This is a genomic window from Paenibacillus macerans (assembly GCF_900454495.1).
GTDB classification, from domain to species: Bacteria; Bacillota; Bacilli; order Paenibacillales; family Paenibacillaceae; genus Fontibacillus; species Fontibacillus macerans.
Map to the genome: position 1 here is coordinate 4124426 of NZ_UGSI01000001.1, position 22712 is coordinate 4147137.

Consider the following 22712-nt stretch of genomic DNA (forward strand, 5'->3'; position numbering starts at 1 on the left):
CGAAGCCAATCAGGAAGACAGCCGCTTGATCGCTTCCCGGGCCAACATATCGCAATGATTGTTGAGCTCATTGTCGCTGTGCCCTTTGACCTTAACGTATTCGACCTGATGGATGCCCATCAGCCGCCACAGCTCCTGCCACAGGTCTTTGTTTTCCACCGGCTGGTTTTTGCTGTTTTTCCAACCGTTTTTAAGCCATCCGCGAATCCAACCCTGTTGAAAACAGTTCACCACATAGGCGGAATCGCTGTATACTTTGGCCCGGCACGGCTCCTTCAGTTGACTGAGCGCCGAAATAACCGCTTGGATTTCCATCCGGTTGTTTGTGGTCATTTTCTCGCCGCCGGACAGATCCTTGCGATGCCCGTTAAATATTAATACAGCGCCCCATCCCCCAGGGCCCGGGTTTCCGGAACAGGCGCCGTCGGTATATATCGTTATCTCCTTCACCGTTCATCCTCCAAGATTCGCAGGCCATAAACCGCGGATTTTGCCGACAGGCCAAAACATGAATTCGGCCTACCGACGATTTGGTCAATCTATAAATAGAAAAGCATATCCCGCACCCATTTGCAACGGATGGAAGATATGCTTCAATCATTCCTCTTCTTACCTGTCTATAATTTAAAAATCAATTAGACCCCGATAAAGAACGCGCAGCAGCGATGCCAAGCTTCTGGAACGCCTCTAAAAATTTGCTTGCGCCGTAGCCCATCGCTTCGTACAGCGGCATAATCGCTTTGTTATGCTCGTCTCCGGCCACCATGATCCGGCGGACATTGCGCTGCTGAAAACGTTGTTCCATCGCGGAAACGAGGCTTCTGCCTACGCCGCGCCGGCGATAATCCGGGTGAACGGCCATCCGGTAAATACACCCGGTATGCTGATCGATCGTTCCGATCAGGACCCCCTGAATTTCTTCCTCCGCTTCCGCAACTAGAATCAGTTCGGAATCCCAGGCCAATTGTCTGGCAAAAGCTTGTTTGGTGTCCTCGTAGCAAGCCTCGGACAAGGATACCTGCAAAAGATCCATCACTTGATTCACATCACTCAACTGAAAGGAACGAATAAGCATGCTATGATCTCCTTTTTCCTTAACACTAGATAGATTCATGCTAAAGGCGCAGCCTTTATTTTTACATCAAGCGAATAATTGAATCCAGACAAAAAACGAGAAAAAAACTGCTTCTTCGTCCATTAAACCATATAAATCAACGAAATACACCAATTTTCTTCTGAAAGCGCTTAATGTTAAGCGTTTACATTTATTTTTTGTGAATTTCCTTTCAAAAAAACAGGTTTTCATACATATATTTTGATCGTATGTCAATAATAGGTTTTGTTTCGAGTATGTAAATGTGATCGACATTTTAAGTGCGTGTTCAAAAAGTCGGGTTTTCAGCACCGAAGCGTATGCTTACGATGTGCGTTTTTTCAAAACGCTGTAGGTCGGATGAAGCTAGGGACGAAAGGAGCGGAGCGTAGGTTTTGGGGGCGTGAGCATCTGACATGTTTCCGCAGGAAACATGAGGAAACATGCTACGGAAGCATATGCTATGGCCTGGCTGAATTCAAGATTCGACGCCCGATCCACTTTCTGACCTGCTTCGTGATCAAAAGACGACTTTTTGAACAACTCTTTAACAAAAAAATCGGGAGGTTTTCCGTTATGGCCCATGAATTGCCTGCTTTGCCCTATCCGGCAAACGCGCTTGAACCTTACATCGATGAGCAGACGATGAACATTCACCATGATCGTCACCACAATACCTACGTGACCAATCTGAACGCCGCGCTGGAAAGCGCCCCGGCACTGCAGAACAAAAGCGTGGAAGAGCTCATTTCCGACCTCGGCAGCGTTCCCGAAAATATCCGCACGGCCGTGCGCAACAACGGCGGCGGCCACGCCAACCACAGCTTGTTCTGGACCGTGATCGGCCCCGGCGGCGGCGGAGCTCCAAGCGGCGCGGTCGCTTCCGCCATCGACAGCGACCTTGGAGGGTTCGACAAATTCAAAGAGGAGTTTACAAAAGCGGCGACGACCCGTTTCGGCAGCGGCTGGGCCTGGCTGGTCGTCGGCAAGGACGGCAAACTGGCCGTAACGAGCACGCCAAACCAGGACAACCCGCTCTCCGAGGGGCAGACGCCCATTCTTGGCCTGGACGTCTGGGAGCACGCCTACTATTTGAAATATCAAAACAAACGCCCGGATTACATCGCGGCATTTTGGAACATCATCAACTGGGACGAAGTTAACCGCCGTTACGAAGCCGCCAAGAAATAAGGGCGATTGACGATCGCCGGAAGGAGGTTACACATGGCCGAGCAAAAGCGTAAGCTGACCAACGATCCGGAGGAACTGCTGAAAGCCAAGCACGCGGAAGACGAGCATAAGCAGCAGTTCACGAACTTCGCGCACAGCGTTACCGGTGGAGCCGAGGCGGCGGATCCGGGCAAAGTGGTGGGCGAAGAACACCGCGAACCGGATACGCAAAACTATATGAAAACGGTGGAAAACCGCATGCTGGAATAGTGACGATAAAAAGTGGTCTCCCTTTGGAAGGGAGGCCTCTTTTTATCGGCTATGGTATGAAAACGACCGCGCGCCAGCTTGAACCGGCGCACGGCTTGATTCTTACTGGGCCGCTATTCCGCCGGGGTATACTTGATCCAGTCATAGTACGCCCGAACCGGGGACCCGGGATAAATGAATTTCCCCGTCCAAGTTTTGGCGGCATCGCCCGCGCCCGCCCAGAAGTTGACCATAATGCTGCCCGGATGGCTCGGCAGTGGTCCGCGGGAACCGTCCTCGGTATGCACCAGCTTGCCGTCGACATACCATTTGATCGAGGCCGGCGACCATTCAAAAGCATAGTCATGGAAGTCCAGCGATGCATCGAAGCCAAGATCAATGACCGTGCTGTGATCCCCGTCTCCGGCCGTATAATAGTTGGTCTCCAGTTTCGTCGGATCTTTTCCGAGAATCTCAATATCAATTTCGTCATTCTCTTCCGTGTCCGGATCCGGATTGAGGTCATAATAAGTGAACAGTGAAGTGACCAGTCCCTCGCCTTTCGCTACCTTCATTCGCGCCTCCACACGCCCGTAGCCGTAGTCTTCCCCAATGGTCGCATATTCGCCGGAGGCGTACTGCTTGCCGGTGCATCGGCTTGGACACCCCGACTTGTCCAGTCGAAGGGCCATGACTCCATTGTTGAATTCTATATTGTTCGCCCGCCACCCTACTCCGAAATCCTCTCCGTTCTCCCAGCCGTCCGAAGCATAAAACATGTTCCCGTTAAAAGCGTTCAGCGGCTCCACAAACCCGTCCGCCGCCGGGACCGCCAGCAGCAGGCTGCAGCCTATCAGACAGACTCCCAAACCGCTGCAAATTTTAGGCAAAAGCGCAAAGTTTTTCATCATATCCCTCCTCATAATTTACCGCGTCATGATTGCCGCGTCATAATTGCCGCAAAAAAATCACGGAAAATAACGCCGGGTTTGCTCCAGCATTTCCGCTGGAAAGCTCCGCTCCCTCCTTTGCGCAATGTATCCGCCATGCCGATCCAAGCTGTCTATTATATGCATAAATGTACCATAGAAGAAAGATGTTGGGTATGAGCAGGAAGTAGCAGCATCCAGTGGAGTAGCATGATAAAGCGGTACTAGAATTTTCAGCGGCACGCGGCAAGCGGACGTGGCAGGCAGCATGGGATTCTGCTATGTGGGGTTCGTGGTGTGAGGTTTCGCGGTGCAGGGTTTCGCGGGGCGTGAAAGGATCAATGGTTTGGTGAAAGTAGCTCAACTGCAAAAGTGCATCTCATTTTCCCGTAACCTGCCTATTTTGAGCGTATGAAATGCAAAAATACATCTATTTTGAAACTATTCGGTAACAAAGAGAATTTTAAACAGAAATGGACTGCACTTTTGCATTTGACGAGCCATTTTCGGGGAAGTTCGACAAATACCGCATGCACTTTTGCATTTCGCGGAACCCCGCATTACGGAAAAGAAAACCGCACCCAGGTAAAACACCTACGTGCGGTTTTTGCCTATACTTGTTTAAAATACCGGTTTAATATCCGCAAAAAAACGTTCGGAAACGCCAGACTTCCCATATCTTCCTTGGTGATCCAGCGGTATTCCGCGGAGTCCGCGGCCAGATCGAAGCCCGCTTGCTTGACCCCGTCCCCGGCCGGCGATGCCGCCTCCTGCTCGGCCCACCCCGTAGACGCGCTCGCTTCGCCGGCCTGATTCGCCTCCGCCTCATAAGCCGCGGCGGTTTCGGCGGCGAATAAGCCGGCCGAACCGGCTGCCGCCTGATGCTGCGCTGCCGAATCGGCATTTCCCGCGTACGGGACGGAATTCGGAGCGGCAACGGAGGCCCCGGCGTAGGGAGCCTGGCCGTATGCGGCCTCGGCGCTGCCGGTCATACCGTCGGTCCCGCCCGTCACGGCCACGTCGTTTTCGGCCTCATCGTTTTCGGCCTGGCCGGCGGCATCTTCCGCGGCGAACCGGAACACGCGGAGGTTCCAGTGAATGTGGCTGAACGTATGCTCCGCGTTCATCCACGCTTCCCCCGGCCGCGCCGGCATGCCCGCGGCGGCCAGCGCCGCCGCCAGCCGGTCCATCGCCGGGCCGTCCGGCAGCCCGGCGCCTTCGCCCGGCACGGCGTCGGCCGGGATATGGGGCAGCTCCCACATCCGCGCGAGCAGCCCCGTATCCGGCCGCCGGCGCACGAGCACGCGGCCCCCAAGCGCCCCGCCGCCCTCCACGAGGGCGACAAGCCGGTATTCCGGCCGCGGCGGCTTCGCCTTGCTCTTCACCGGCAGGCGCTCCTCCGCGCCCGCAAGCCGCCCGGCGCAGCGGGCCATGACCGGGCAAATCAGGCATTGCGGCGACTTGGGCGTACAGACTAATGCCCCCAGCTCCATCAGCGCCTGATTAAAATCCGCGGCCCGGCCCTCGGGGATCAGCTCCGCCGCCAGGTCCTCCATCAGCGTGCGGGTGCCGGTTTTCATGATATCCTCATCGATCAGGAAATACCGCGACAGCACCCGCATAACGTTCCCGTCGACGGCCGGCTCGGGCCGGTTAAAGGCGATGCTCATGATCGCCCCCGCCGTATACGGGCCGACCCCTTTCAAGGCGGACACGTCGGCCTTGTTGTCCGGCACAGCCCCGCCGTGCCGCTCGACCACCTGGCGCGCGGCCGCCTGCAGGTTGCGGGCCCGCGAATAATACCCGAGCCCCTCCCAGCATTTCAGCACCTCTTCCCCCGGGGCTTCCGCCAGGTCCTGAATCGTCGGAAACCGCTCGATGAACCGGTGGAAATACGGAATCACCGTATCCACGCGCGTCTGCTGCAGCATGATTTCCGAAACCCAAATATAATACGGATCGCGGTGCCTGCGCCAAGGCAAATCCCGCTTGGAGCGCTCATACCAATCCAGCAGCTCCGTACTGAAGAAAATCTTGTTTTCCCTGCTCTCCTGCATCGATCTATGTTCTCCTTTTATGTGCCCTGTTCAATGCGTTCCACCACGGCAAAGGCGGACGCCAAATTCCGTTCGTGCGTAATGCTCAAATGGACCGTATACCGGCCATGGCCCGTCAACCCCAGCCGCTCCCAGGCTTCCGGCGGCATAAATACGCACGGCTTGCCGCTCGCATCCGGCAAAATCTCCATGTCGGCAAACCCGAGCGTCCTGCCGATGCCGCAGCCAAACGCCTTGCTGACGGCCTCCTTGGCGGCGAACCGCCCCGCCAAAAACTCTGCCGCACGCGCGGTTTGCCCCGGCAATTGCCGTTCGGCCGCGGTCAGGATGCGCCGCGTCAGCCGCTCGCCGACCGAACCGCTTAACATCCGCCGGACGCGTTCGATTTCGACAACATCATGTCCGATTCCGTAAATCAACGTAAGCCCTTCTTCCTCATACGGTTGGGATTATAGCCTGGCTTGCCTTACAAGCCGCCAATCACATTGTAACAGGGAAGCCGCTCCGGCGCGAGTCCGGCAGGGACAAAACGGCGCCTGCCTGACACCCGCCGCCTTCCTAAGCGAGTAGCGGTGCAGGTGTAGCTTACGAAGTGCGGTGCGATTCCAAATACTCCCCCGCTTCCCTCCCCCGGACTAGCTCCTGCCATTTTACTCTTGATATACTAGTGGACAAATGAAATAGCTGCAAAATGTACAGTTACTTATCCGGAAATGCTGCCACAGCGCTCGATTAAGTGTAATACCTGCAGTTCTCAGGTATCTTTCGAAAAATGAGGCTAAAAACGTAGAAATAAATGTACGAAATGCAATTAAACGAATGATTGGATAAATGGTTATAAAGTTAGTTGTATAATTTGCAATTAACGTTCAGAGTGGGGCCGATCAAGCGCGCTTTTGCCCCGCCCCTGGTTTCCCGGAAAGCAAGAATGATCAAGAAGAAGCGGCGCCCCCCATTTATACTAAGCACATAGACCGGTCTGGAGGATGTTCATGAACGCTGTCAGCACTATCATGCAAAGCATCGACTACATTGAAGAGCGGCTCGGCGAAGAGCTGACGCTAAGCAGGATCGCCAAAGCGATGTTTTATTCCGAGTACCATTTTCACCGCACTTTTTTGTACTTTGTCGGCGACACGGTCACATCCTATGTGCGGAAACGGAGATTGTCGACGGCGGCGGAACTGCTGACCGAAACCGACTTGAAGGTGCTGGAGATCGCGCTGCGGTGCGGCTTCGGCTCCCATGAAGCCTTTACCCGGGCGTTCCGGAAAATGTACGGCATCCTGCCGACAGAGTGCCGCAAGCTGGGCCGTCCGCCGTTTCTTGTGCCGCGCGCCGCGCCTCTTCCGACCATCGATGCGCAAATAACCAGTGATTGGGGAGATCAAATCATGCAATACCGTATCGAACAACTACCCGCCATGCGGATTCTGGGCTACGCGATGCAAAGCACCATCGTGGAAGGCAAAAACCATGACGATATTCCGGCATTTTGGCAAACGTACATGCAGGAGCGGCTCGGAGAACGGATTCCCGGCAAAAAAAATCCAAACGTCGAGCTTGGCGTTTGCTCCCCTACCGACGAAGACGGAACCTTCCAATATATCATCGGCTTTGAAGTGGACGAAGCGGCCGAGGTTCAGGAGGGCATAACAGAATATCTCATTCCGGCGGCTACCTACGCCATCTTTACGACACCTCCGGCCGGCGAGGACAATTTCAGCACGTCCATCCAAACGACCTGGGACGGGATTTTTGCGAACTGGTTCCCTGTATCCGGTTACGAGCAAATCAATGCCCCCGATTTCGAATGGTACGATGAACGCTGTTGGCCAAAAGAAGGCAAGCAGATCGATATCTACATTCCCGTCCAGCCAGCGAAATCCAATCCGGAAGCTTAAGTAGCCAACAACGCAAACAAAACGACAAAGAGGCTGCCTCGTAAGCCGCTGCGGCTAACGGGACAGCCTCAATATTTTCATTCAACTCATTCCGGCAAAAAGACAAATTGCGCTTCGCCGATTTCCAGCGTCCCGTTCTGCAAGCCCGGCGCGCCGGTCTTAAAAACAAGCTGCGTTAACCGCTCCGCGTCCCCCCGCTTGAACAGAAACGACTTGTCTCCGATGCCAAGCCGGGCCGATTCGCCGCCAGGTTCCGATTCCAGCAGCGGCAAACCGAACAACGCTTGCCAGTGTGCGGCCGCGGCCGCCGGATCGGAGACCGTAAACACGGCGCTGTGAATGTCCACTTCTCCCGCGGGATGATCTTGGATAATCCCCGATGCTTTCAGCCCCGACAAGCGCTCAGCATCCGTACCGTTCCATTGCAGGATAAACGGATAATTTAGGCCCCGGTAATGCCCGTCGATCGTAAACATCCGCCATTCGATCCAGTTCCCTCGCGCATCGAGCCTCCGCCCGTCCAAAATCGGCGAGAGTTCAAGGCCCTGACCCTGTAGACGGGACGCCAGCCCATCGATATCGTCCGTGCGCAGCGCGACCCGGCTGAACGCTTCGCGGGCTGGCAACTCCACCAAGGCGTCGCGGACAACCGCGTTGGGCGTATCGATTTTTTCCGCCAGCGGCCGGTCCTCGATCCCGAGAAATTCGATATACGTTAAGCCAAAATAACTTAGCGCGTTATACGTCCCCCAGAACTTATGGGAACCGCCTTTAAAGGCCGTCAGTCCCCATTTTGCAAACGCCTCAACCGGTGTATTCAAATCGTTGACGTATTGCACGGTGTGGTCCCACTTCAGCATCATTGGGACACTTCCTTTCCAAGTTCCGTTGTCCGTCTGACCGCCGTCAGCACGCTTCGCTGCAACCCGGCGGCAAAATCGCTGCGGTTCAGCTCGTGCAAGGCGTTAATGCCCACCCCGCCGGGGGAATTGTTGATGTCGAGAAGCTGGCGCGGATGCAGCCCGGTATGCCGCAGCATCGCCACCGCGCCTTCGACGTTCTCCAAAGCGATCCGCCAGGCCTGTTCCCGCGGCAGTCCGGCGAGCACCCCCGCATCGGCAAGGGATTCGATGAAATAATAAACATAATTCGGTCCGGCCACGCCGTAACCGGTAAAAACGTCAAGCTGCGCTTCGTCCACCACCTGCACTTTGCCAAACCCGTTCAGGAATGCTTCCACTTGGGCCAGTTCCGCATGTTCGTTAAACGCCACTCCGCTGTATCCGAAGCCGGTGTCCGTAAGCGTGTTCGGAATAACCCGGACAACGGAACGCTTGGAGCCGACATAACTTTCCAGCTTGGCTATGGTCACGCCCGCTACGATTGATACGACAACGCCGTCCTTGCCGGCAAACTCGCGGATCAATCCGCCGACCCCGGCCAAGTCATCCTGCGGCCGCACAGCGATCACGATCAGCTCGGCCTCCGCCAGCGCCTGTTTCGGTTCTTCCGCGGCCTGTATACGGTAGGTTTCACTTAAATATCGTACGCGCTCCTCCCGAACATCCGCCGCGCTGATCAGATGGGCCGGCACCGTCCCACTGCCGACAAGCGCCCGGATGATCGCTTCGGCCATCTGCCCTCCGCCGATGAAATGAATACGTTGCTGCGCCATTTTACATTACCTCCTCTATTAATTGTTCTCCCATGCCGCCGGCAAAATAAATCCGTCATACTTGTCCTGGGACTTGATGTACTCCTCGAACTCCGGGGATTCATAAGCGGCTTTCAGGTCTTTTGCCCATTGCGTGTTTTCGTCGGCCTTGTTTATAGATACGATAATCCGGTGCTGCTCAGGCGTATTTTCGATTTTTAAAGCCTCGGTAATTTTCCGCTTCGCATTCGCGATATAGTTGCCGTTCACCACCCCGAAATCGACATCCTTCAGCGACACTAAAATTTGCGCCGGATCCAGCACCTGAATGTCGATAGCGTATTGCCCCGGCGACACGCTGTTCAAGTTGAAGTCGGTCGTGCCGGCATTCTCGGCCACCTTCACCCAGCCCAGCTCCTCCAATATCCGGACGGCGCGCTCCTGATTCACCGGATCGTTGGGAACGGCCACCGTGCTGCCGTCCTTCACTTCGTCCAAAGACTGATGTCTCTCGGAATACAAGCCCTGCGGCGCGCTGGGAACAAAGGCGATGCCGGTCATGTCCATATGCAGCTCGTCATTGATCCCTTCCATGTATGCGGTGCTCTGGAACACGCTGGCATCGATAGACTCTTCCTGCATCGCCGGATTCACCTGCATATTTTGGGAAAAAGTTTTGATGTTCACTTTGTACCCTTTTTTCTCAAGGATCGGCAAGATGCCCGCCCGGAATTGTTCCTCATAGGTTCCGACGCCGAAGCCGACCGTAATCTCCTTTTTGTCTTGGCCGGCGGTGCTTTGTTTGCCGCAGGCGGAAAGCACCAGCAACAGTCCGATCAATAAAACAGCCGAAAATTTCTTCATGTTTACAACCCCTCTTCCAGTGAATTGCGCAATTGGTATAAAGCAGCGTCCGTCGCATTCACCGGCACCGCACAGTTCGGCGCCAGCAGGAACGGTTGGCCCCGCATCAGCGAAAGCGCCTCGCGGGCTTGCGCGCGAATGCGTTCAAGATCGCCGCCGGCGAACAGGGCATGGTCGATCCCTCCCACCTTCGTTGCCCGGAGCGGAGCGTCCAAACCGGCGTTGCCGGCGGCGTATGTATCCCAACTGATCCCCTCGATAGGATAATCGTTAAACCGTTCAGGCTGGGAATGAGCTCCGCAAGTATGCAGAATCCGTTTGCCGAAACTTGCCGCTTCAAGCACGATGTGATCATAAGGCCTTGAGAACTCGTTAAAAGCGGATTCGTCGAACAATCCCGGATGGGCGGTTCCCGTCACCGCGTAAAAAATGCCATCGATCCCGATCCGGCCGAGCTCCTCCACATACTCCGCCAAAGTTACCGCGATGGCGTGCAAAGCGCGGTGCACCCCGGCCCGCTGCCCGCCGAATAAAGCTGCGAGCGGGACGGGCCGTTCGCTGCCGTAAACCGTATCGTTCACGTAAGCCGACTGTCCCGCCAGAAACAACAATACCGTCAGCGGCGAGAAGACGGTTTGCGTCAACGGCGTATCCGCCAGTCCGGACCGGATCAGCCGGGCCGCCTGCAGCTGCTCCGCCAGCGGGGCCGATTCCGCCGCCCGCCGCGGCTCAATCCGCCATACATCGGCCGCCTCCCGAATGGCCGCCGCGGTCTGTTTGGGAAACACCGTGCGGTAATCGCGGAAATCGTAGCAGTTCCCCCAAGTTTCCGCGTAATAGGTCGCCCGCGGATTGATTTTGACCCAATCCCAAGCGAATTCCCGCGTAAAAGCGATCGTCGCTTCCGCCAAGTCCCCGGCATTTTGTTCTTTATTCAAAAAATGATGCCAGCCGCTGACAATCGGACGATCCGCCGTTTCGCCGGACAACAGGGCCCGAAATCGGGCCGTTTTATTCCAGTCTGCCATGTCGTTGTTCTCCCTCCAACAATTCCGAGTTATCAGGTTGGATAAGTTTAAATCATACTAGCATACCAAAAAGTTTGACGTCAATGTGATTTTTAATTGACACTCCTTCATTGATGGGGTTATATATATTTGAAAATACTATAAAATTCATCGGAAAAGTATGCATACGAGCATCAATGAATCAGGAGGAAGCCACATGACTCTAAACTCATCGGCAGGACGGCAAATGATTGAGATCAGGGATGTTTACAAAGTTTTCGAACGAAAAGGAATTTCCAGCACCGCGCTGCAAGGGGTAAGCTTAACCGTGGAAAAAGGGGATATTTTCGGGGTAATCGGCTACAGCGGAGCGGGCAAAAGCACCTTAATCCGCTTGGTCAACCGCCTGGAAAGACCCACCGGCGGACAAGTATTTATCGAAGGGCAGCCGCTTGATTCCTTAAATGCCGAGCAACTGCGGGCTTTGAAGAAACGGATCGGCATGATTTTTCAGCATTTCAACCTGCTGGAGTCGGGGACGGTTTATCATAACGTGGCCATACCGCTCATCCTGCAAAAAAAGCCGAAGCAAGAGATCCGGGAACGGGTCAGCGAGCTGCTGGAATTCGTCGGCCTTGGCGACAAAGCCGCAAGTTACCCGAGCGAACTGTCGGGCGGCCAAAAACAGCGGGTCGGGATCGCCCGGGCGCTGGCCTCCAATCCGTCCATTTTGCTGTGCGACGAACCTACCTCGGCGCTGGACCCGCAAACCACGCAAGCGATTTTGCAGCTGCTTAAACGCATCAACGCCGAATACCATATTACGATCATGATTATTACGCATGAAATGGCTGTCATTCAGGAAATTTGCAACCGCGTCGCCGTAATGGAGGCCGGCCGGATCGTCGAACAAGGCCCCGTGCTGGATGTGTTTGGCCGCCCGCAGCATCCGACGACGCGAAGCTTCGTGCAGACGGTCATTCACGACCGCCTGCCGCAAAGCGTTAAAATAAGCCTCGACCGGAAAGCGGAGAAAGCCCGCCTGTTTAAGCTGGGGTTTGTCGGGGCCGCCGCATCTTCCCCGATTATCAGCAGGCTGATTCGCCATTTTACCGACATGGAGGTTAATATTTTGTTTGCCTCCACCTCCGAAATTCAAGATACGACGCTCGGAAGCATGATCCTTCAGCTCCAAGGACCTTCCCGTACCATCGATGAAGCGGCCTGCTTCCTTCACGCCCAAGGCGTTCAAATTCAGGAGGTGACCGAAACCGTATGTTAAGTACAACCATTACCCTCGATCAATTTATGCAAGCCATCTATGAAACGATTTACATGGTCAGCTTCTCTTTGCTGCTTGGGGCATTGCTGGGCATACCGCTGGGTATTTTGCTCGTAGTAACGCGGCCCGGAGGTTTGCTGGAAAATAAGGCGGTGTACGCCCTGCTTAATCCGGTCATCAATATCGTCCGTTCGCTGCCGTTTATCATTTTGCTCGTCGCTATCATCCCGTTGACTCGGGCGATCGTTCAAACCTCCATCGGCACGAACGCGGCCATCGTTCCGCTGATCATTTATATTGCCCCGTATATTGCGCGGCTGGTCGAGAACTCGCTGCTGGAAGTAAATCCGGGAATATTGGAAGCGGCGGAAGCCATGGGGGCGACGCCCGCGCAGGTGATCTGGCACTTTCTGCTGCCCGAAGCGTTCGGCTCGCTTATTTTAAGCCTGACCACCGCAACGGTCGGATTGATTGGCGCAACCGCGATGGCCGGAACGGTTGGCGGGGGCGGCGTCGGAGATCTGGCTATTTCGTACGGATACCAGCGTTTCGACGATGTGGTGATGGTGGCTACGGTTATCGTGCTCGTTTTGTTCGTTCAGGGGCTGCAATCCCTCGGCAACTGGCTGGCGCGAAAAGTAAGGCGCCGCTAGTGCGCGGCGAAGCGGCCGCATAAAACAAGCTCAACCTGGAAGCCGGCACTTTAACAGCCGATTAGCGGAACGGCCGGCCGTCGGCCTGCAAAATAGCGGCACTTTATGTACTTATGATCCGGAGCCCGGCTAGTTCGTCTCCATTAGCGCCATTTTATGTACTTATTTCCCTATGAATGGTCCAGAACGCGGGCATTTCCTGGCGACGAGGGGAAATAGCGACATAATTTGCCTCTAATTCTCTCAATTGAACGGATATCGCCGGAATAACGCGCTTTTTTGTCCTTATTTTTTGCCGGATTTGCCCAAGGCAGGATGTACGTCTGATAGTTCAGCGTCCAAACGCAGTTTTGGGGTGCCGGATAAAAAGATGTTCTTATCCTCATAGCGCGGATTATATTTGCCTCCTATACTATTAAAGTAGAGACTGATATACCTGATTGATAGGAGGATGTACCGGTGAATTTTACAGCCATTGATTTTGAGACCGCCAATGCAAGCCGTTCAAGCGCCTGTTCCCTTGGGCTGGTTCAAGTTAGAAATGGAGTGGTGACGGCAGAACATGTCTGGTTGATCGATCCGCTCCAGCCGTTTGACAGGATGAATATCGCGATTCACGGAATCACTCCTTCCATGGTTGAGGGACAACCTTCCTTTGCCGAGCTTTGGCCTATTGTGGAGCCGCTGCTTCAAGGAGAAGTCGTCGTGGCCCATAACGCCGTTTTTGATATAAGCGTGCTGCGCTATTGTCTGGATGCCGCGGAATTGCGTTACCCTGATTTCCAGTACTTATGTACATACCGCATTGGAAAGGCGATGCTCCGGGAGCTTCCTTCCCATAAACTAAATATCGTCTCCAAGCATTTCGGCATCAGCTTTAAACATCATGATGCGCTTGATGACGCTAAGGCATCCGCTTATATTCTATTGAAACTAATGGAGCAGCAGCAGCAGGCCGATCCGCTCCAGCTTGCCGTCAGTCAGGGTTACAATCCCGGAACGATGTATGCGGGCGGTTATACTCCCTTTAAAGCTTTGCCCAAAAAACAGCAAAAAGTCGGCCAATGAAATGCAGGCAAAGAGTCAATTTTGGGGCATTCCGCCTGCCGTAAGACCATCGCACAAGGCAAAAAAAGCCAAGCAAAGGGACTTTAAATAAATTCATCCTCTTTAGCTTGGCTTCCTGCAAGCGCACATGCCGGCCGGCTAATGTCAGATCCCCGGGATCGGGCTGCGCTTATGCTCCGTTTTCAAATAGAACGATTCCAGGCGCTCCCGAACGGCCGGATCGACCTCTTTGCCTTCCAGATAGTCGCTGTTGTCTTCGTAGCTGATTCCCAGCTCCTTCTCGTCCGTCTGGCCTTCCCACAGCCCGGCGGTCGGCGCTTTGTCCAGCACGCTCTGCGGCACGCCAAGGCGGGCGGCGAGCTGGCGGACCTGGCGCTTGTTCAGGGAACTGAGCGGGGTAATGTCAACCGCGCCGTCCCCCCATTTCGTATAAAATCCGGTGATCGCTTCGGAGGCGTGATCGGTGCCGACCACCAGCAAATTCAATTCAAAGGCGAGCGCGTATTGCATCACCATTCTCGTCCGCGCTTTGACGTTGCCTTTGCCCGGCGCGCTGAGATGGCGCGGTTTGCCGATGTTTTTGAGGCCGTGCTCCACCTCCAGCGCGATTTCGTCCACAGCTTCCTCGATGTTCGTCTCCACGGTATGCTCGAGTCCAAACGCCTTGGCCACCTCGTAGCTGTGCTCAATGTCTTCCTGCTGCCCGTAAGGCTGGAACACGCCAAGCGTCATGTAAGGCTGGCCGGTTTCCTGCGTCAGCTCATCCGTCGCCCGTTTGCACAGGCCGGCCGTCACGGCGCTGTCGATGCCGCCGCTAATGGCGATCAGCAGACCGCTCGTCCGCGAGCTTTTCACATGCTCCTTCAAAAAATCGACGCGCTTACGGATTTCCGCATCGACGTCAATGACGGGCTTTACGCCCAAACGCTCAATAATTTCCTGCTGCAGACTCATTCCTTATCCCTCCAACTCCAATATCTTTTTTGCCATGTGCCATGAGCCCGTTTGGAACTCGCGCTACTATGTAAAAATGCCCCTGCGGTAACGGATTTGAGCCGAACCTCGGGGCGCTTGCGGCGCTGGGCGGATAGCCCTGCCGCGGATTGCAAACATGCGGATTACCGGCAGAAGCGGTCGAACGCGCTGGTCAGATCAGCGGCGATTTCCTCGGCCGAGCGGTCTTCGATTTGATGGCGCTCGATAAAATGCACCAATTCCCCATCCTTCATCAGCGCGATGGAAGGCGAGGACGGCGGATACGGCGCGAAATATTCGCGGGCTTTGGCGGTTGCTTCCTTATCCTGTCCGGCAAACACCGTAAACAGATGGTCCGGCGTCAAATCGTGCTGCAGCGCCTTCGCCACGCCCGGACGGCATTGGCCCGCCGCACAGCCGCAGACGGAGTTCACGACGACCAAAGCGGTTCCTTTCGCTCCGGGCAGCTTCTCCTCAACCTCTTCCGGCGTCCGCAGTTCCTGAATCCCCAGTACGGTTAATTCGTCTCTCATCGGTTGAACCATGTCTCTCATATATTGGTCAAATGACATAGACATTCAAATCACTCCTTGTGCATACGAAATAAGTGGCACCCGCAGCCTTGCCGTACCTATAGCTCCCGGCTTACGGATTATATCTATTATACATTCATCAAGTTGGAAAGCAAAGACAAACGGCGCAAGATTGAACCCTGCGTTGACCGGCCCGTTCCTGACGGCGCCCAACTTCTTGCGGAGCGGTTCTTCACTAGGCGCTTTACGTCTCGGCGAACGGAAAAAAGACCGTAAACGTCGTTCCTTCCCCTTCCCCGGAGCGGACGCTGATTTTGCCCCGGTGGCGTTCGATGATGCTGAGGCATAAGGCCAGTCCAATCCCCGTCCCCTTCTCTTTCGTCGTATAAAACGGTTCGAACAGCTTCGCCTGTTGACTTGGCGGTATTCCCGGACCCGTATCGGTCACGAGCAGCTCCACGCCGGAATCGGCCAACCTCGTTTCCATCGTCAGCTGCCCTTTTCCCTCCATCGCTTCCATGGCGTTGCGCGCCAAATTCAGGATCAGCTGCTTGATCTCCTTCCCGTTCAGCAGCAGCGCCGGCACCTGCTCATCCAGCTTGACCTCGATCGTCTGTCCGCGCAAATTGGCATCCGCCCACAGCAAAGGCGTCAGCTCCATGATGATGTCGTGCAGATCGCACAGCTCGTTTTCCATCGGGCGGTTTTGCGCCAGCGAGAGAAAATCGTTGATGATGCCGTTGGCCCGGTCGAGCTCGTCCAACACGATCCGGTAATAGTGGTCCAGATTGGACGGACTCTTCTCCCGCATCAGCTGCAGAAAGCCGCGAACGACGGCCATCGGGTTGCGGAGCTCATGCGTAATGCCGGCCGCCATTTGTCCGACGAGGCTCAGCCGCTCGACATGTCCCCGCTCCATGCGGAGGGTTTCCAGCTCCGTAATGTCCTGGACGATAGCCACGGCGCCGATGATTTCCCGGCTTTTTAGGATCGCCGAAGCGCTGGTAAAATAAATATGGTCATCGCTTTGCAGCAGCTCGGACGTTTTCGACTTTCCGGCAAGCGCACTTTTCACCCGGGAAGCGAGCTTGCCGATCGGCAAGCCGCCGAGGACGTCCTCCAGCTTGCGCGAGATCAGATCCGCGCGCGCCGCCGTTTCCGCCTGCTCGTTGCGGTGCATTCCATATAACTGGAGAAACGTATCGTTTACCGAGATAATAAAGCCTTGCTGATCCAGCAGAACGATGCCAAGCGGCGCGGCATCCATCATCTGCTGCAATCTCTCGGCTTCGCGGAAATATTCGCCCGAAAGCTGCGTAACCTGCTCGCGGAGTTTTTCCTTTTCCAGCGTGTTCTCCACCATATGGACAAACAAGCTGCCAACCGCCATCGCAATGCCGACATTAAGCAGAGTGGAAATTAAAGCGCTTAAATCCGAAATCAGGGATAAATCCCCCGTCAGGAACGGAGATCCGCCGCTCATCAGCCCGCCGCCCATGAAGCACAGCGAAAGAATCGCAACTTTGCCGTGCCGTTCGGTCCTTCTGAAATAACGGGAGGCTAAAAATACAAGCGGATAAAGCGGCAGCCCCGTCTCCAGTATAATTCCGGCCAAGGTGTGGTTTATTGTATACAACGGATAGATTATAATATGAAGCGCCGCAAGGATCGCTCCGCTCCGAAACCTGCCGTAAAGAATGAGCGCGAACAGCGGCAGTATTCCGAAATTAAGCGGGACCGCTTCCCACAGGCGAGAAGCGAACAAGGCGCAGAGCAGCATGCTGAACATACACGTAAACGTAAGTCCCTGGACGTAGGGCGTCCCTTTAGCAGCGGCACCATTTTGCTGTAAATGACAATTTCTTTTTTCATACGACAACGGAAACAGAAGCGCAGGCAAGCTGGCAATGAGCACCTGCAACACGATTTCTTTTACAGCCTCCACGTTCTCCCTCCTCAGGCGGAAGAATACCATTCTAGTTCGATTAAAACATAGGCGACAAAGTTTTACAATAATGCTTGGTTCAGAAAAATATAAATTATTTTAGGGCACAGGTGGATGAGCCTCGCAGTGTTGCATCGTCTCAAGAGTTTTAAAAATAAGTAAGAAAGTACAAACGGAAAGGAACGACGGCATGAAAAAATACGACGTTATCGTCATCGGAGGGGGGCCTTCCGGATTAATGGCGGCGATCGCCGCGGCCGAACAAGGCGCAAATGTGGCCCTGCTCGACAAAGGGGACAAGCTCGGACGCAAGCTCGGCATTTCCGGGGGCGGCCGCTGCAACGTAACCAACAACAAGGACATCGACGAGCTGATCGCTTATATCCCGGGGGGCGGCCGTTTCCTGTACAGCGCCTTTTCGCTGTTCGGCAACCGGGACATTATCGCTTTTTTTGAGAATTTGGGGATCGCCCTGAAGGAAGAGGACAATGGACGGATGTTTCCGGTGTCGGACAAAGCGAAGACGGTGGTCGACGCGCTGATCGGCAAAGCCCGCTCGCTCGGGGTAAAGCTGCTCGTCCATCATCCCGTCGGCGCAATCGAATACGGGGCGGACCGGGTGCGCGGGGTAAAGCTGGCCTCCGGCGAAACGCTGCCCGCCGCCTCGGTCATCGTGGCAACCGGCGGCAAATCGGTGCCGCATACCGGTTCCACCGGGGACGGATACCCTTGGGCCGCCGCCGCCGGCCATACGATTACTGAACTATATCCGACCGAGGTGCCGATCGTTTCCCGGGAGCCGTTTATTCAAAGCCGGGAGCTGCAGGGCCTGTCGCTGCGCGACGTGGAGCTGTCCGTACTGAACCCGAAAGGCAAACCGGTTGTTTCCCACCGGGGAGACATGCTGTTTACCCATTTCGGGTTGTCCGGCCCGATCGCCTTGCGCTGCAGCGGATTTATCCGGGGCGTCAAACAGAAAAACGGGGGCGCCGACGTCACGATGGCCATCGATCTGTTTCCGGGCGAAAAAGCCGGCGAATTGGAGCTCCGCCTGCGGCAGCTGGCCGCGGCGGAACCGAAAAAAGCGCTGAAAAACGTGTTTAAGGGCACCTTGCCCGAACGCCTGCTGCCGCTGTTGTTCCAACGGACCGGCCTCGCCGCCGATACGACTTACGAGCATCTGCCCAAGGAGCCCTGGCAGCAATTTGTCGCCGTGCTCAAAAACTTTACGCTTAAGGTCACGGGAACCCGCTCGTTTGAGGAAGCGTTCGTCACCGGCGGAGGCGTCAACCTTAAAGAAGTCGATCCGCGCACGATGGGCTCGAAGCTGATGCCGGGGCTGTATTTTTGCGGCGAAATCTTGGACATCCACGGCTATACCGGCGGCTATAACATCACGGCCGCCTTCGCGACCGGCTACACCGCGGGGCATCACGCCGGGCTGGCGGCGCTGGAGAGCGCAGGAAGGGATGCCTAGTAGACGATTCTGAAAATAACGTTAGCATGATGGCAAGTGAAGACTTGAGAAAACGGAAAAATGGCCTATTGAAGATCTCGGGTGACAACATCAAGGAAAAAAAGGGCGCTATTTCCGCGACATCCCCTATGTTGCGTAAGTATTGAGGAATTTTATGGCGCTATTTTCACGATTTAGTGGCAAAAGGCCGCCTTTCGACATGTTCATCGAAAAATAAGACCCAAAAGTTCCCCTATGGTGATGAATAGGCCCAAATTCGGAAAATAAGCCCCTAAAGTTCCGCTATTTCATGGGGATAATACTGTGCACAAGATGGCCCCCGTCCGCAGATAAGCCATATTATTTCCGGATCATTCTACTAGTAGAACGATCCTACAGTAAGCCAATCCTAGCTAGCCTCCTTGCAGTCAGATCGTCCGTCACCAACGTTCATGATTTCGGGAGGCAGATTTTACGCTCTGTTTTACGCTCTGCGCAAAAGCAAGATCCCGATTTTTCCATAAAAGCCGCCCAGCACGATCGCCAGCAAAACGCCGCAGAGAATCGCCCCCGGGCCTCCCCAGAGCGGCGGATACAAGGTGAGCCCAAGCCCGGCCGTAAAGCAAACCAGTCCGGGAAGCAGCAGCAGGGTCATCGCCGGAACCGCCGTGCGGTACTCCAGCATTTCCCCGGGATTCAGCATCCTCATGGCATCCCTGGCGAAAAAAGCGCGCAGATGGCCGCTTAACCAATACATCAGCAAAAAAATCAGGGCGATATACACGATGGCATTCACCGGATAAGGGGGAAGCACAACCGCGGCCAGGCCGGCCAGGACCAATTGCCCGTACAGCTTCAGCTCGCCGCCGCGAAAAAAAGCTTTGACGAGCGCTTCCGCGGTCCGCGCCTGCGGGCTGCGCGACGGCAGCAGCTTGCGCCAGCGCCGGAACAGCCAGGGCCTCGCCCCCGGCTTCGGCGCTTTCGGCGCATCGACGGCAGGAGCCAGCAAAAGCGCGATCAGCTTCGTTTTTTGCCGCTCCTCTTCGCGGACTTCGGCATCAAACCGCCCTTTCAGCCGGAACCTCCACCCTGCAAGCACCGCCGCTAACAGCGCGGCGGCCAGCAGCGCAAGCAGGAAGTTTGCCGCTTCCTCTGACGCCCCCGCAGCGAAGGCCCAAACCGAAAAAACGGCGCTCAGCAAGCCGTAGGACAGCCAGCTATATATGATGCGCCGCCAGCCTGTGGTCAAGACGCCCAGCAAATTGGCCAGCAGCATCTGCACGGCTTTGAGGCCGTACGCCACGGCACACCAGGCGGCGACGGAGGGCCAGCTCATCCCGAACACCCGAACCAGCAGCGGGCTTAACACCGCAAAAACCGCGCACAATACCGCGGCCTGCCTTGCCATGGACAACATCCATCCGCGCAGCAGCAGCCCCTTGACCCAGCGGGGGCGCTGCCTGAGAAACAATACGTCGGCGGCTTCGATATAAAGGGACAGCCCGCCAATGGAGTACACCAGGAACAGCAGCAGCACCGGAACGGCCGCAAACGGCAGCGAAACGAGCCAGGCCGGGAGCTCGTCCCGCCAGAGCCCGTAGTAGGCCCGCCCCCCCAGCAGCAGCCCGGGGATGCCGATATACAGCAAGATCGTCAGATCAAAAGTGCTGCGCAGGGCGCCGAGCTGCAGCCCCAAACGATCCCTCCACCTGCGGAAGAACAACCGGTTTACGGTTATGGAAGTAATATTTTTCATGCGGCATTGTCTCCTTAAGTCAAAGCGTCGAAGCAGTCGAACAGCGACGCCCCCGGCAGCGAAGCGGCGGCGCGGATATCATCCAGCGTCCCGCCGGCTTTGGTGCGGCCGTCCGACACGAGAATAAAATCGTCGCAGATCCGCTCCGCCGTATCCAGGACGTGCGTGGACATCAGCACGCCGGCGCCGCGCCGCCGCTCTTCTTCCAGCAGGCCGAGAAAATCCTTGGTCGCCCGCGGATCCAGCCCGATAAAGGGCTCGTCGACGATATAAACGTCCGGGCGGCCGAGAAATCCGACCATCAGCATCATTTTCTGGCGCATGCCCTTGGAGAACCCGTCCGGAAGATGATCCTTCACTTTCGTCATACGGAACTTTTCCAGCAACAGCCCCGCCCCCTGTTCGAAGCTATGCTCCTCCATGCCGTAAACGGCCGCGGCCAGGCCCAGATGCTCCCATAACGTTAACGTGTCAAAATAGACGGGATGCTCCGGAATATAAGCGTACCGCTCGGACCCGCCGCGAAACCGCACCTCGGCTTCCGCGTAAGGCAGCAGGCCGAGAATGGCCTTTAATGTCGTGCTTTTCCCCGCCCCGTTGGGGCCGATCAGCCCGGTCAGCCGCCCCGGCCTCACCTGAAGCGAAACGTTCTCGATCGCGGCCTTCCCGGGCTCGTATCCGGCCTTGCGGATCGCCACGTCCAATAGTACATCTGTCACATCTTTCACCTGCCGTAAACTGTAATATTACGATTATACCTTAAACCGGCAGCGGGACACGAGGACAGGCTTCAAGCGCCCGGCGCCGCCGCTTCCCCTTGAGTGTGGTCGCGGTGCAAACGGTTCGCAAAATTGTAACTTTTTTACATTAAAAAACCGCAAATTGTGATAAATTATATTTTTTTAAAATTCCGATTGTTTTAAGATAGCAATAATTCACCCATGTAAAAATATTCACAAATATAAGATAAGGCGGGATGTATATGTTGAAAACCGAGGAAATCGGCACGGATTTGTCCATGCATTTGTACCGGGTTTTTGCCAAATCCTTCAAAAGCGTCAATGAACACGCCGTGACCGGAAGTAAGATCCAGGGCTTCAACCCGACGGCCTTTGCCGTGTTGGAGGTGTTGTATTACAAGGGCTCGCAGCCGATCCAGCAAATCGGCGCCAAGCTGCTGCTGCAAAGCGGCAACGTGACTTACGTGATCGACAAGCTGGAAACGGCGGGTCTGCTGCACCGCACCCCCTGCCCGCGCGACCGGCGCGTTATTTACGCGGAGCTTACCTCCAAAGGGCAAGCGCTGATGGACCAGCTGTATCCCGAATTTGCCAACCGGATCGATTATGCCTTAAGCGGCCTGAACGATGAAGAGAAACACATTATGATCGATCTGCTGAAAAAGATGGGACGCGAAGCGGAAAAGCTGGCCCCGCTGGCGCGTAAAGGTTAAGCTGACGCAAAAAAGCCTGCGCTCTTGTGTGTGTAAACCAAGAGACGCAGGCTTTTTAATTACGGCTAATGTGTAGGGTCCATATCCTTGTTTTTATGGCGGTTCAGAGCGTCCCGGTGTCTCCGGTCATTGACCGCTTGCTGCATTTGCTGGGCCTCATGACTGTTTGCCGGATCACGCTCCAAATCGGAAACGACGTTGGTCAGGTTTTTGTCCACCCCTGCCTTGCCTTTGGCCATTCGCTTATCCTCGCTTTCTCGTCATGGGTTCGTGAGCTGCCCGAGAGCTTGGGCGCATTCGTGGATATGACGGACGTAATCCCCCGTCAGCTCCTGGATTTGCTCGGTGTGTTCGGAGATCGTCTGTCCGCCGCGTTCGACATCGACCAGTTCTACGTTAACCTCGCGCGGATCCATGTAGGAGCATGAAAAATCAAAGGAATACATTTGATGGCCCGCCGCGTCGATATGAATCCGCAATCCTTGGGGATTCGCCATGTCGGCCAGCACCTCGGCCGAATCTCCGGGGTTCAGGTATTCCGGAAGCTGTTTTTTCCACGCGTCTACGAGCGTGTTCTGGTCCACGTTCATATGTTCCTTACTCATGGTAACACCTCCCCTTTCCCGTTAAGATGCGGAGGAGAGGCCATTTTTATACCGTGCCG

The 22712-nt window shown here is 55.4% G+C and carries 24 protein-coding genes; 8 read left to right on the plus strand and 16 right to left on the minus strand.

Features of this window, described 5'->3' with window-relative positions; genetic code table 11:
- Positions 1 to 9: 9 nt before the first annotated feature.
- Together rnhA and DYE26_RS18550 are read right to left on the minus strand one after the other, a co-directional pair.
- Positions 10 to 450: a ribonuclease HI gene (gene rnhA, locus DYE26_RS18545; protein ID WP_036626200.1), complete on the minus strand. Its 441-nt coding sequence runs from the start codon at positions 448 to 450 to the stop codon at positions 10 to 12.
- 181 nt (positions 451 to 631) lie between these two features.
- A complete protein-coding gene (locus DYE26_RS18550; RefSeq protein WP_036626203.1) occupies positions 632 to 1075 on the minus strand; it encodes a GNAT family N-acetyltransferase in 444 nt (147 codons plus the stop codon).
- A gap of 594 nt (positions 1076 to 1669) precedes the next feature.
- Between DYE26_RS18550 and DYE26_RS18555 the strand changes: the two genes are divergently transcribed.
- Together DYE26_RS18555 and DYE26_RS18560 are read left to right on the plus strand one after the other, a co-directional pair.
- Entirely contained in the window at positions 1670 to 2284 is a 615-nt protein-coding gene (locus tag DYE26_RS18555; RefSeq protein ID WP_036626207.1) for a superoxide dismutase, read from the plus strand.
- Between the two features lie 33 nt (positions 2285 to 2317).
- Entirely contained in the window at positions 2318 to 2533 is a 216-nt protein-coding gene (locus DYE26_RS18560) for a hypothetical protein (protein WP_036626209.1), read from the plus strand.
- Positions 2534 to 2646: 113 nt separating this feature from the next.
- Here the strand turns inward: DYE26_RS18560 and DYE26_RS18565 are convergent, their stop codons facing one another.
- The 3 genes from DYE26_RS18565 to acpS form a co-directional block, all read right to left on the minus strand.
- Positions 2647 to 3420 carry a family 16 glycosylhydrolase gene (locus DYE26_RS18565; protein ID WP_036626212.1) on the minus strand — a complete coding sequence of 258 codons (774 nt, stop codon included), beginning with the start codon at positions 3418 to 3420 and terminating at the stop codon, positions 2647 to 2649.
- 632 nt (positions 3421 to 4052) lie between these two features.
- A complete protein-coding gene (gene mutY / locus DYE26_RS18570; RefSeq protein WP_036626215.1) occupies positions 4053 to 5498 on the minus strand; it encodes an A/G-specific adenine glycosylase in 1446 nt (481 codons plus the stop codon).
- 17 nt (positions 5499 to 5515) lie between these two features.
- Positions 5516 to 5917 (minus strand): holo-ACP synthase, encoded by a 402-nt coding sequence (acpS, locus tag DYE26_RS18575; protein WP_036626218.1) that lies wholly within the window; start codon positions 5915 to 5917, stop codon positions 5516 to 5518.
- Positions 5918 to 6490: 573 nt separating this feature from the next.
- Between acpS and DYE26_RS18580 the strand changes: the two genes are divergently transcribed.
- Positions 6491 to 7402, plus strand: coding sequence for an AraC family transcriptional regulator (locus tag DYE26_RS18580; protein ID WP_036626221.1), 912 nt, complete (start codon positions 6491 to 6493; stop codon positions 7400 to 7402).
- Between the two features lie 86 nt (positions 7403 to 7488).
- Here the strand turns inward: DYE26_RS18580 and DYE26_RS18585 are convergent, their stop codons facing one another.
- The 4 genes from DYE26_RS18585 to DYE26_RS18600 are packed head-to-tail and all read right to left on the minus strand — an operon-like array spanning position 7489 to position 10948.
- Complete coding sequence (locus DYE26_RS18585) at positions 7489 to 8265, minus strand: VOC family protein (RefSeq protein ID WP_036626224.1); 777 nt, start codon at positions 8263 to 8265, stop codon at positions 7489 to 7491.
- Entirely contained in the window at positions 8262 to 9077 is an 816-nt protein-coding gene (proC, locus tag DYE26_RS18590) for a pyrroline-5-carboxylate reductase (RefSeq protein ID WP_036626227.1), read from the minus strand. Before proC ends, DYE26_RS18585 begins: the two co-directional genes overlap by 4 nt.
- A gap of 18 nt (positions 9078 to 9095) precedes the next feature.
- Positions 9096 to 9920, minus strand: coding sequence for a MetQ/NlpA family ABC transporter substrate-binding protein (locus DYE26_RS18595; RefSeq protein ID WP_036626229.1), 825 nt, complete (start codon positions 9918 to 9920; stop codon positions 9096 to 9098).
- A gap of 2 nt (positions 9921 to 9922) precedes the next feature.
- A complete protein-coding gene (locus tag DYE26_RS18600) occupies positions 9923 to 10948 on the minus strand; it encodes a uroporphyrinogen decarboxylase family protein (RefSeq protein ID WP_036626232.1) in 1026 nt (341 codons plus the stop codon).
- A 226-nt stretch (positions 10949 to 11174) separates the two neighbouring features.
- Here DYE26_RS18600 and DYE26_RS18605 point away from each other — a divergent pair, with 226 nt between their 5' ends.
- From DYE26_RS18605 to DYE26_RS18615, 3 genes are all read left to right on the plus strand, one after another.
- A complete protein-coding gene (locus tag DYE26_RS18605; protein ID WP_036628822.1) occupies positions 11175 to 12209 on the plus strand; it encodes a methionine ABC transporter ATP-binding protein in 1035 nt (344 codons plus the stop codon).
- Positions 12203 to 12862 carry a methionine ABC transporter permease gene (locus DYE26_RS18610; RefSeq protein ID WP_036626235.1) on the plus strand — a complete coding sequence of 220 codons (660 nt, stop codon included), beginning with the start codon at positions 12203 to 12205 and terminating at the stop codon, positions 12860 to 12862. The genes DYE26_RS18605 and DYE26_RS18610 overlap by 7 nt, the downstream gene beginning before the upstream one ends.
- 459 nt (positions 12863 to 13321) lie before the next feature.
- Positions 13322 to 13930, plus strand: a complete 609-nt coding sequence (locus DYE26_RS18615; protein WP_036626238.1) for a 3'-5' exonuclease — start codon at positions 13322 to 13324, stop codon at positions 13928 to 13930.
- 144 nt (positions 13931 to 14074) lie between these two features.
- Here DYE26_RS18615 and nadE read toward each other — a convergent pair whose 3' ends face one another.
- From nadE to DYE26_RS18630, 3 genes are all read right to left on the minus strand, one after another.
- Positions 14075 to 14884 (minus strand): ammonia-dependent NAD(+) synthetase, encoded by an 810-nt coding sequence (gene nadE / locus DYE26_RS18620; RefSeq protein ID WP_036626240.1) that lies wholly within the window; start codon positions 14882 to 14884, stop codon positions 14075 to 14077.
- A 164-nt stretch (positions 14885 to 15048) separates the two neighbouring features.
- Positions 15049 to 15483: a BrxA/BrxB family bacilliredoxin gene (locus DYE26_RS18625; protein WP_036626242.1), complete on the minus strand. Its 435-nt coding sequence runs from the start codon at positions 15481 to 15483 to the stop codon at positions 15049 to 15051.
- 199 nt (positions 15484 to 15682) lie between these two features.
- Complete coding sequence (locus DYE26_RS18630; protein WP_036626244.1) at positions 15683 to 17383, minus strand: two-component system sensor histidine kinase NtrB; 1701 nt, start codon at positions 17381 to 17383, stop codon at positions 15683 to 15685.
- Positions 17384 to 17573: 190 nt separating this feature from the next.
- Here DYE26_RS18630 and DYE26_RS18635 point away from each other — a divergent pair, with 190 nt between their 5' ends.
- The gene (locus DYE26_RS18635; protein WP_036626246.1) at positions 17574 to 18860 is read left to right on the plus strand and encodes a BaiN/RdsA family NAD(P)/FAD-dependent oxidoreductase; all 1287 of its coding nucleotides are present in this window, start codon (positions 17574 to 17576) and stop codon (positions 18858 to 18860) included.
- A 463-nt stretch (positions 18861 to 19323) separates the two neighbouring features.
- Here DYE26_RS18635 and DYE26_RS18640 read toward each other — a convergent pair whose 3' ends face one another.
- On the minus strand, positions 19324 to 20595 hold the full coding sequence (locus DYE26_RS18640) for an ABC transporter permease (protein ID WP_036626248.1): 1272 nt from the start codon (positions 20593 to 20595) through the stop codon (positions 19324 to 19326).
- Between the two features lie 14 nt (positions 20596 to 20609).
- Complete coding sequence (locus DYE26_RS18645) at positions 20610 to 21314, minus strand: ABC transporter ATP-binding protein (RefSeq protein ID WP_227872940.1); 705 nt, start codon at positions 21312 to 21314, stop codon at positions 20610 to 20612.
- Between the two features lie 263 nt (positions 21315 to 21577).
- On the opposite strand from DYE26_RS18645, the gene DYE26_RS18650 reads away from it, so the two are divergent.
- Positions 21578 to 22048 (plus strand): MarR family winged helix-turn-helix transcriptional regulator, encoded by a 471-nt coding sequence (locus DYE26_RS18650; protein WP_036626252.1) that lies wholly within the window; start codon positions 21578 to 21580, stop codon positions 22046 to 22048.
- A gap of 65 nt (positions 22049 to 22113) precedes the next feature.
- Here the strand turns inward: DYE26_RS18650 and DYE26_RS33535 are convergent, their stop codons facing one another.
- Together DYE26_RS33535 and DYE26_RS18655 are read right to left on the minus strand one after the other, a co-directional pair.
- Positions 22114 to 22287 carry a hypothetical protein gene (locus DYE26_RS33535; protein ID WP_164815280.1) on the minus strand — a complete coding sequence of 58 codons (174 nt, stop codon included), beginning with the start codon at positions 22285 to 22287 and terminating at the stop codon, positions 22114 to 22116.
- A gap of 21 nt (positions 22288 to 22308) precedes the next feature.
- Positions 22309 to 22653 (minus strand): hypothetical protein, encoded by a 345-nt coding sequence (locus DYE26_RS18655; protein ID WP_036626254.1) that lies wholly within the window; start codon positions 22651 to 22653, stop codon positions 22309 to 22311.
- Between the last annotated feature and the right edge of the window lie 59 nt (positions 22654 to 22712).

Excerpts from the sequence above, each read along its gene's own strand:
- DYE26_RS18565 (WP_036626212.1), bottom strand. The coding sequence starts at position 3,420 with ATGAAAAACTTTGCGCTTTTGCCTAAAATTTGCAGCGGTTTGGGAGTC.
- DYE26_RS18610 (WP_036626235.1), top strand. The coding sequence starts at position 12,203 with ATGTTAAGTACAACCATTACCCTCGATCAATTTATGCAAGCCATCTAT.
- DYE26_RS18595 (WP_036626229.1), bottom strand. The coding sequence starts at position 9,920 with ATGAAGAAATTTTCGGCTGTTTTATTGATCGGACTGTTGCTGGTGCTT.
- DYE26_RS18580 (WP_036626221.1), top strand. The coding sequence starts at position 6,491 with ATGAACGCTGTCAGCACTATCATGCAAAGCATCGACTACATTGAAGAG.
- DYE26_RS18605 (WP_036628822.1), top strand. The coding sequence starts at position 11,175 with ATGATTGAGATCAGGGATGTTTACAAAGTTTTCGAACGAAAAGGAATT.
- DYE26_RS18550 (WP_036626203.1), bottom strand. The coding sequence starts at position 1,075 with ATGCTTATTCGTTCCTTTCAGTTGAGTGATGTGAATCAAGTGATGGAT.
- DYE26_RS18600 (WP_036626232.1), bottom strand. The coding sequence starts at position 10,948 with ATGGCAGACTGGAATAAAACGGCCCGATTTCGGGCCCTGTTGTCCGGC.
- DYE26_RS18560 (WP_036626209.1), top strand. The coding sequence starts at position 2,318 with ATGGCCGAGCAAAAGCGTAAGCTGACCAACGATCCGGAGGAACTGCTG.
- DYE26_RS18640 (WP_036626248.1), bottom strand. The coding sequence starts at position 20,595 with ATGAAAAATATTACTTCCATAACCGTAAACCGGTTGTTCTTCCGCAGG.
- DYE26_RS33535 (WP_164815280.1), bottom strand. The coding sequence starts at position 22,287 with ATGGCCAAAGGCAAGGCAGGGGTGGACAAAAACCTGACCAACGTCGTT.
- DYE26_RS18655 (WP_036626254.1), bottom strand. The coding sequence starts at position 22,653 with ATGAGTAAGGAACATATGAACGTGGACCAGAACACGCTCGTAGACGCG.
- nadE (WP_036626240.1), bottom strand. The coding sequence starts at position 14,884 with ATGAGTCTGCAGCAGGAAATTATTGAGCGTTTGGGCGTAAAGCCCGTC.
- DYE26_RS18635 (WP_036626246.1), top strand. The coding sequence starts at position 17,574 with ATGAAAAAATACGACGTTATCGTCATCGGAGGGGGGCCTTCCGGATTA.
- DYE26_RS18555 (WP_036626207.1), top strand. The coding sequence starts at position 1,670 with ATGGCCCATGAATTGCCTGCTTTGCCCTATCCGGCAAACGCGCTTGAA.
- DYE26_RS18650 (WP_036626252.1), top strand. The coding sequence starts at position 21,578 with ATGTTGAAAACCGAGGAAATCGGCACGGATTTGTCCATGCATTTGTAC.
- DYE26_RS18625 (WP_036626242.1), bottom strand. The coding sequence starts at position 15,483 with ATGTCTATGTCATTTGACCAATATATGAGAGACATGGTTCAACCGATG.
- mutY (WP_036626215.1), bottom strand. The coding sequence starts at position 5,498 with ATGCAGGAGAGCAGGGAAAACAAGATTTTCTTCAGTACGGAGCTGCTG.
- DYE26_RS18585 (WP_036626224.1), bottom strand. The coding sequence starts at position 8,265 with ATGATGCTGAAGTGGGACCACACCGTGCAATACGTCAACGATTTGAAT.
- proC (WP_036626227.1), bottom strand. The coding sequence starts at position 9,077 with ATGGCGCAGCAACGTATTCATTTCATCGGCGGAGGGCAGATGGCCGAA.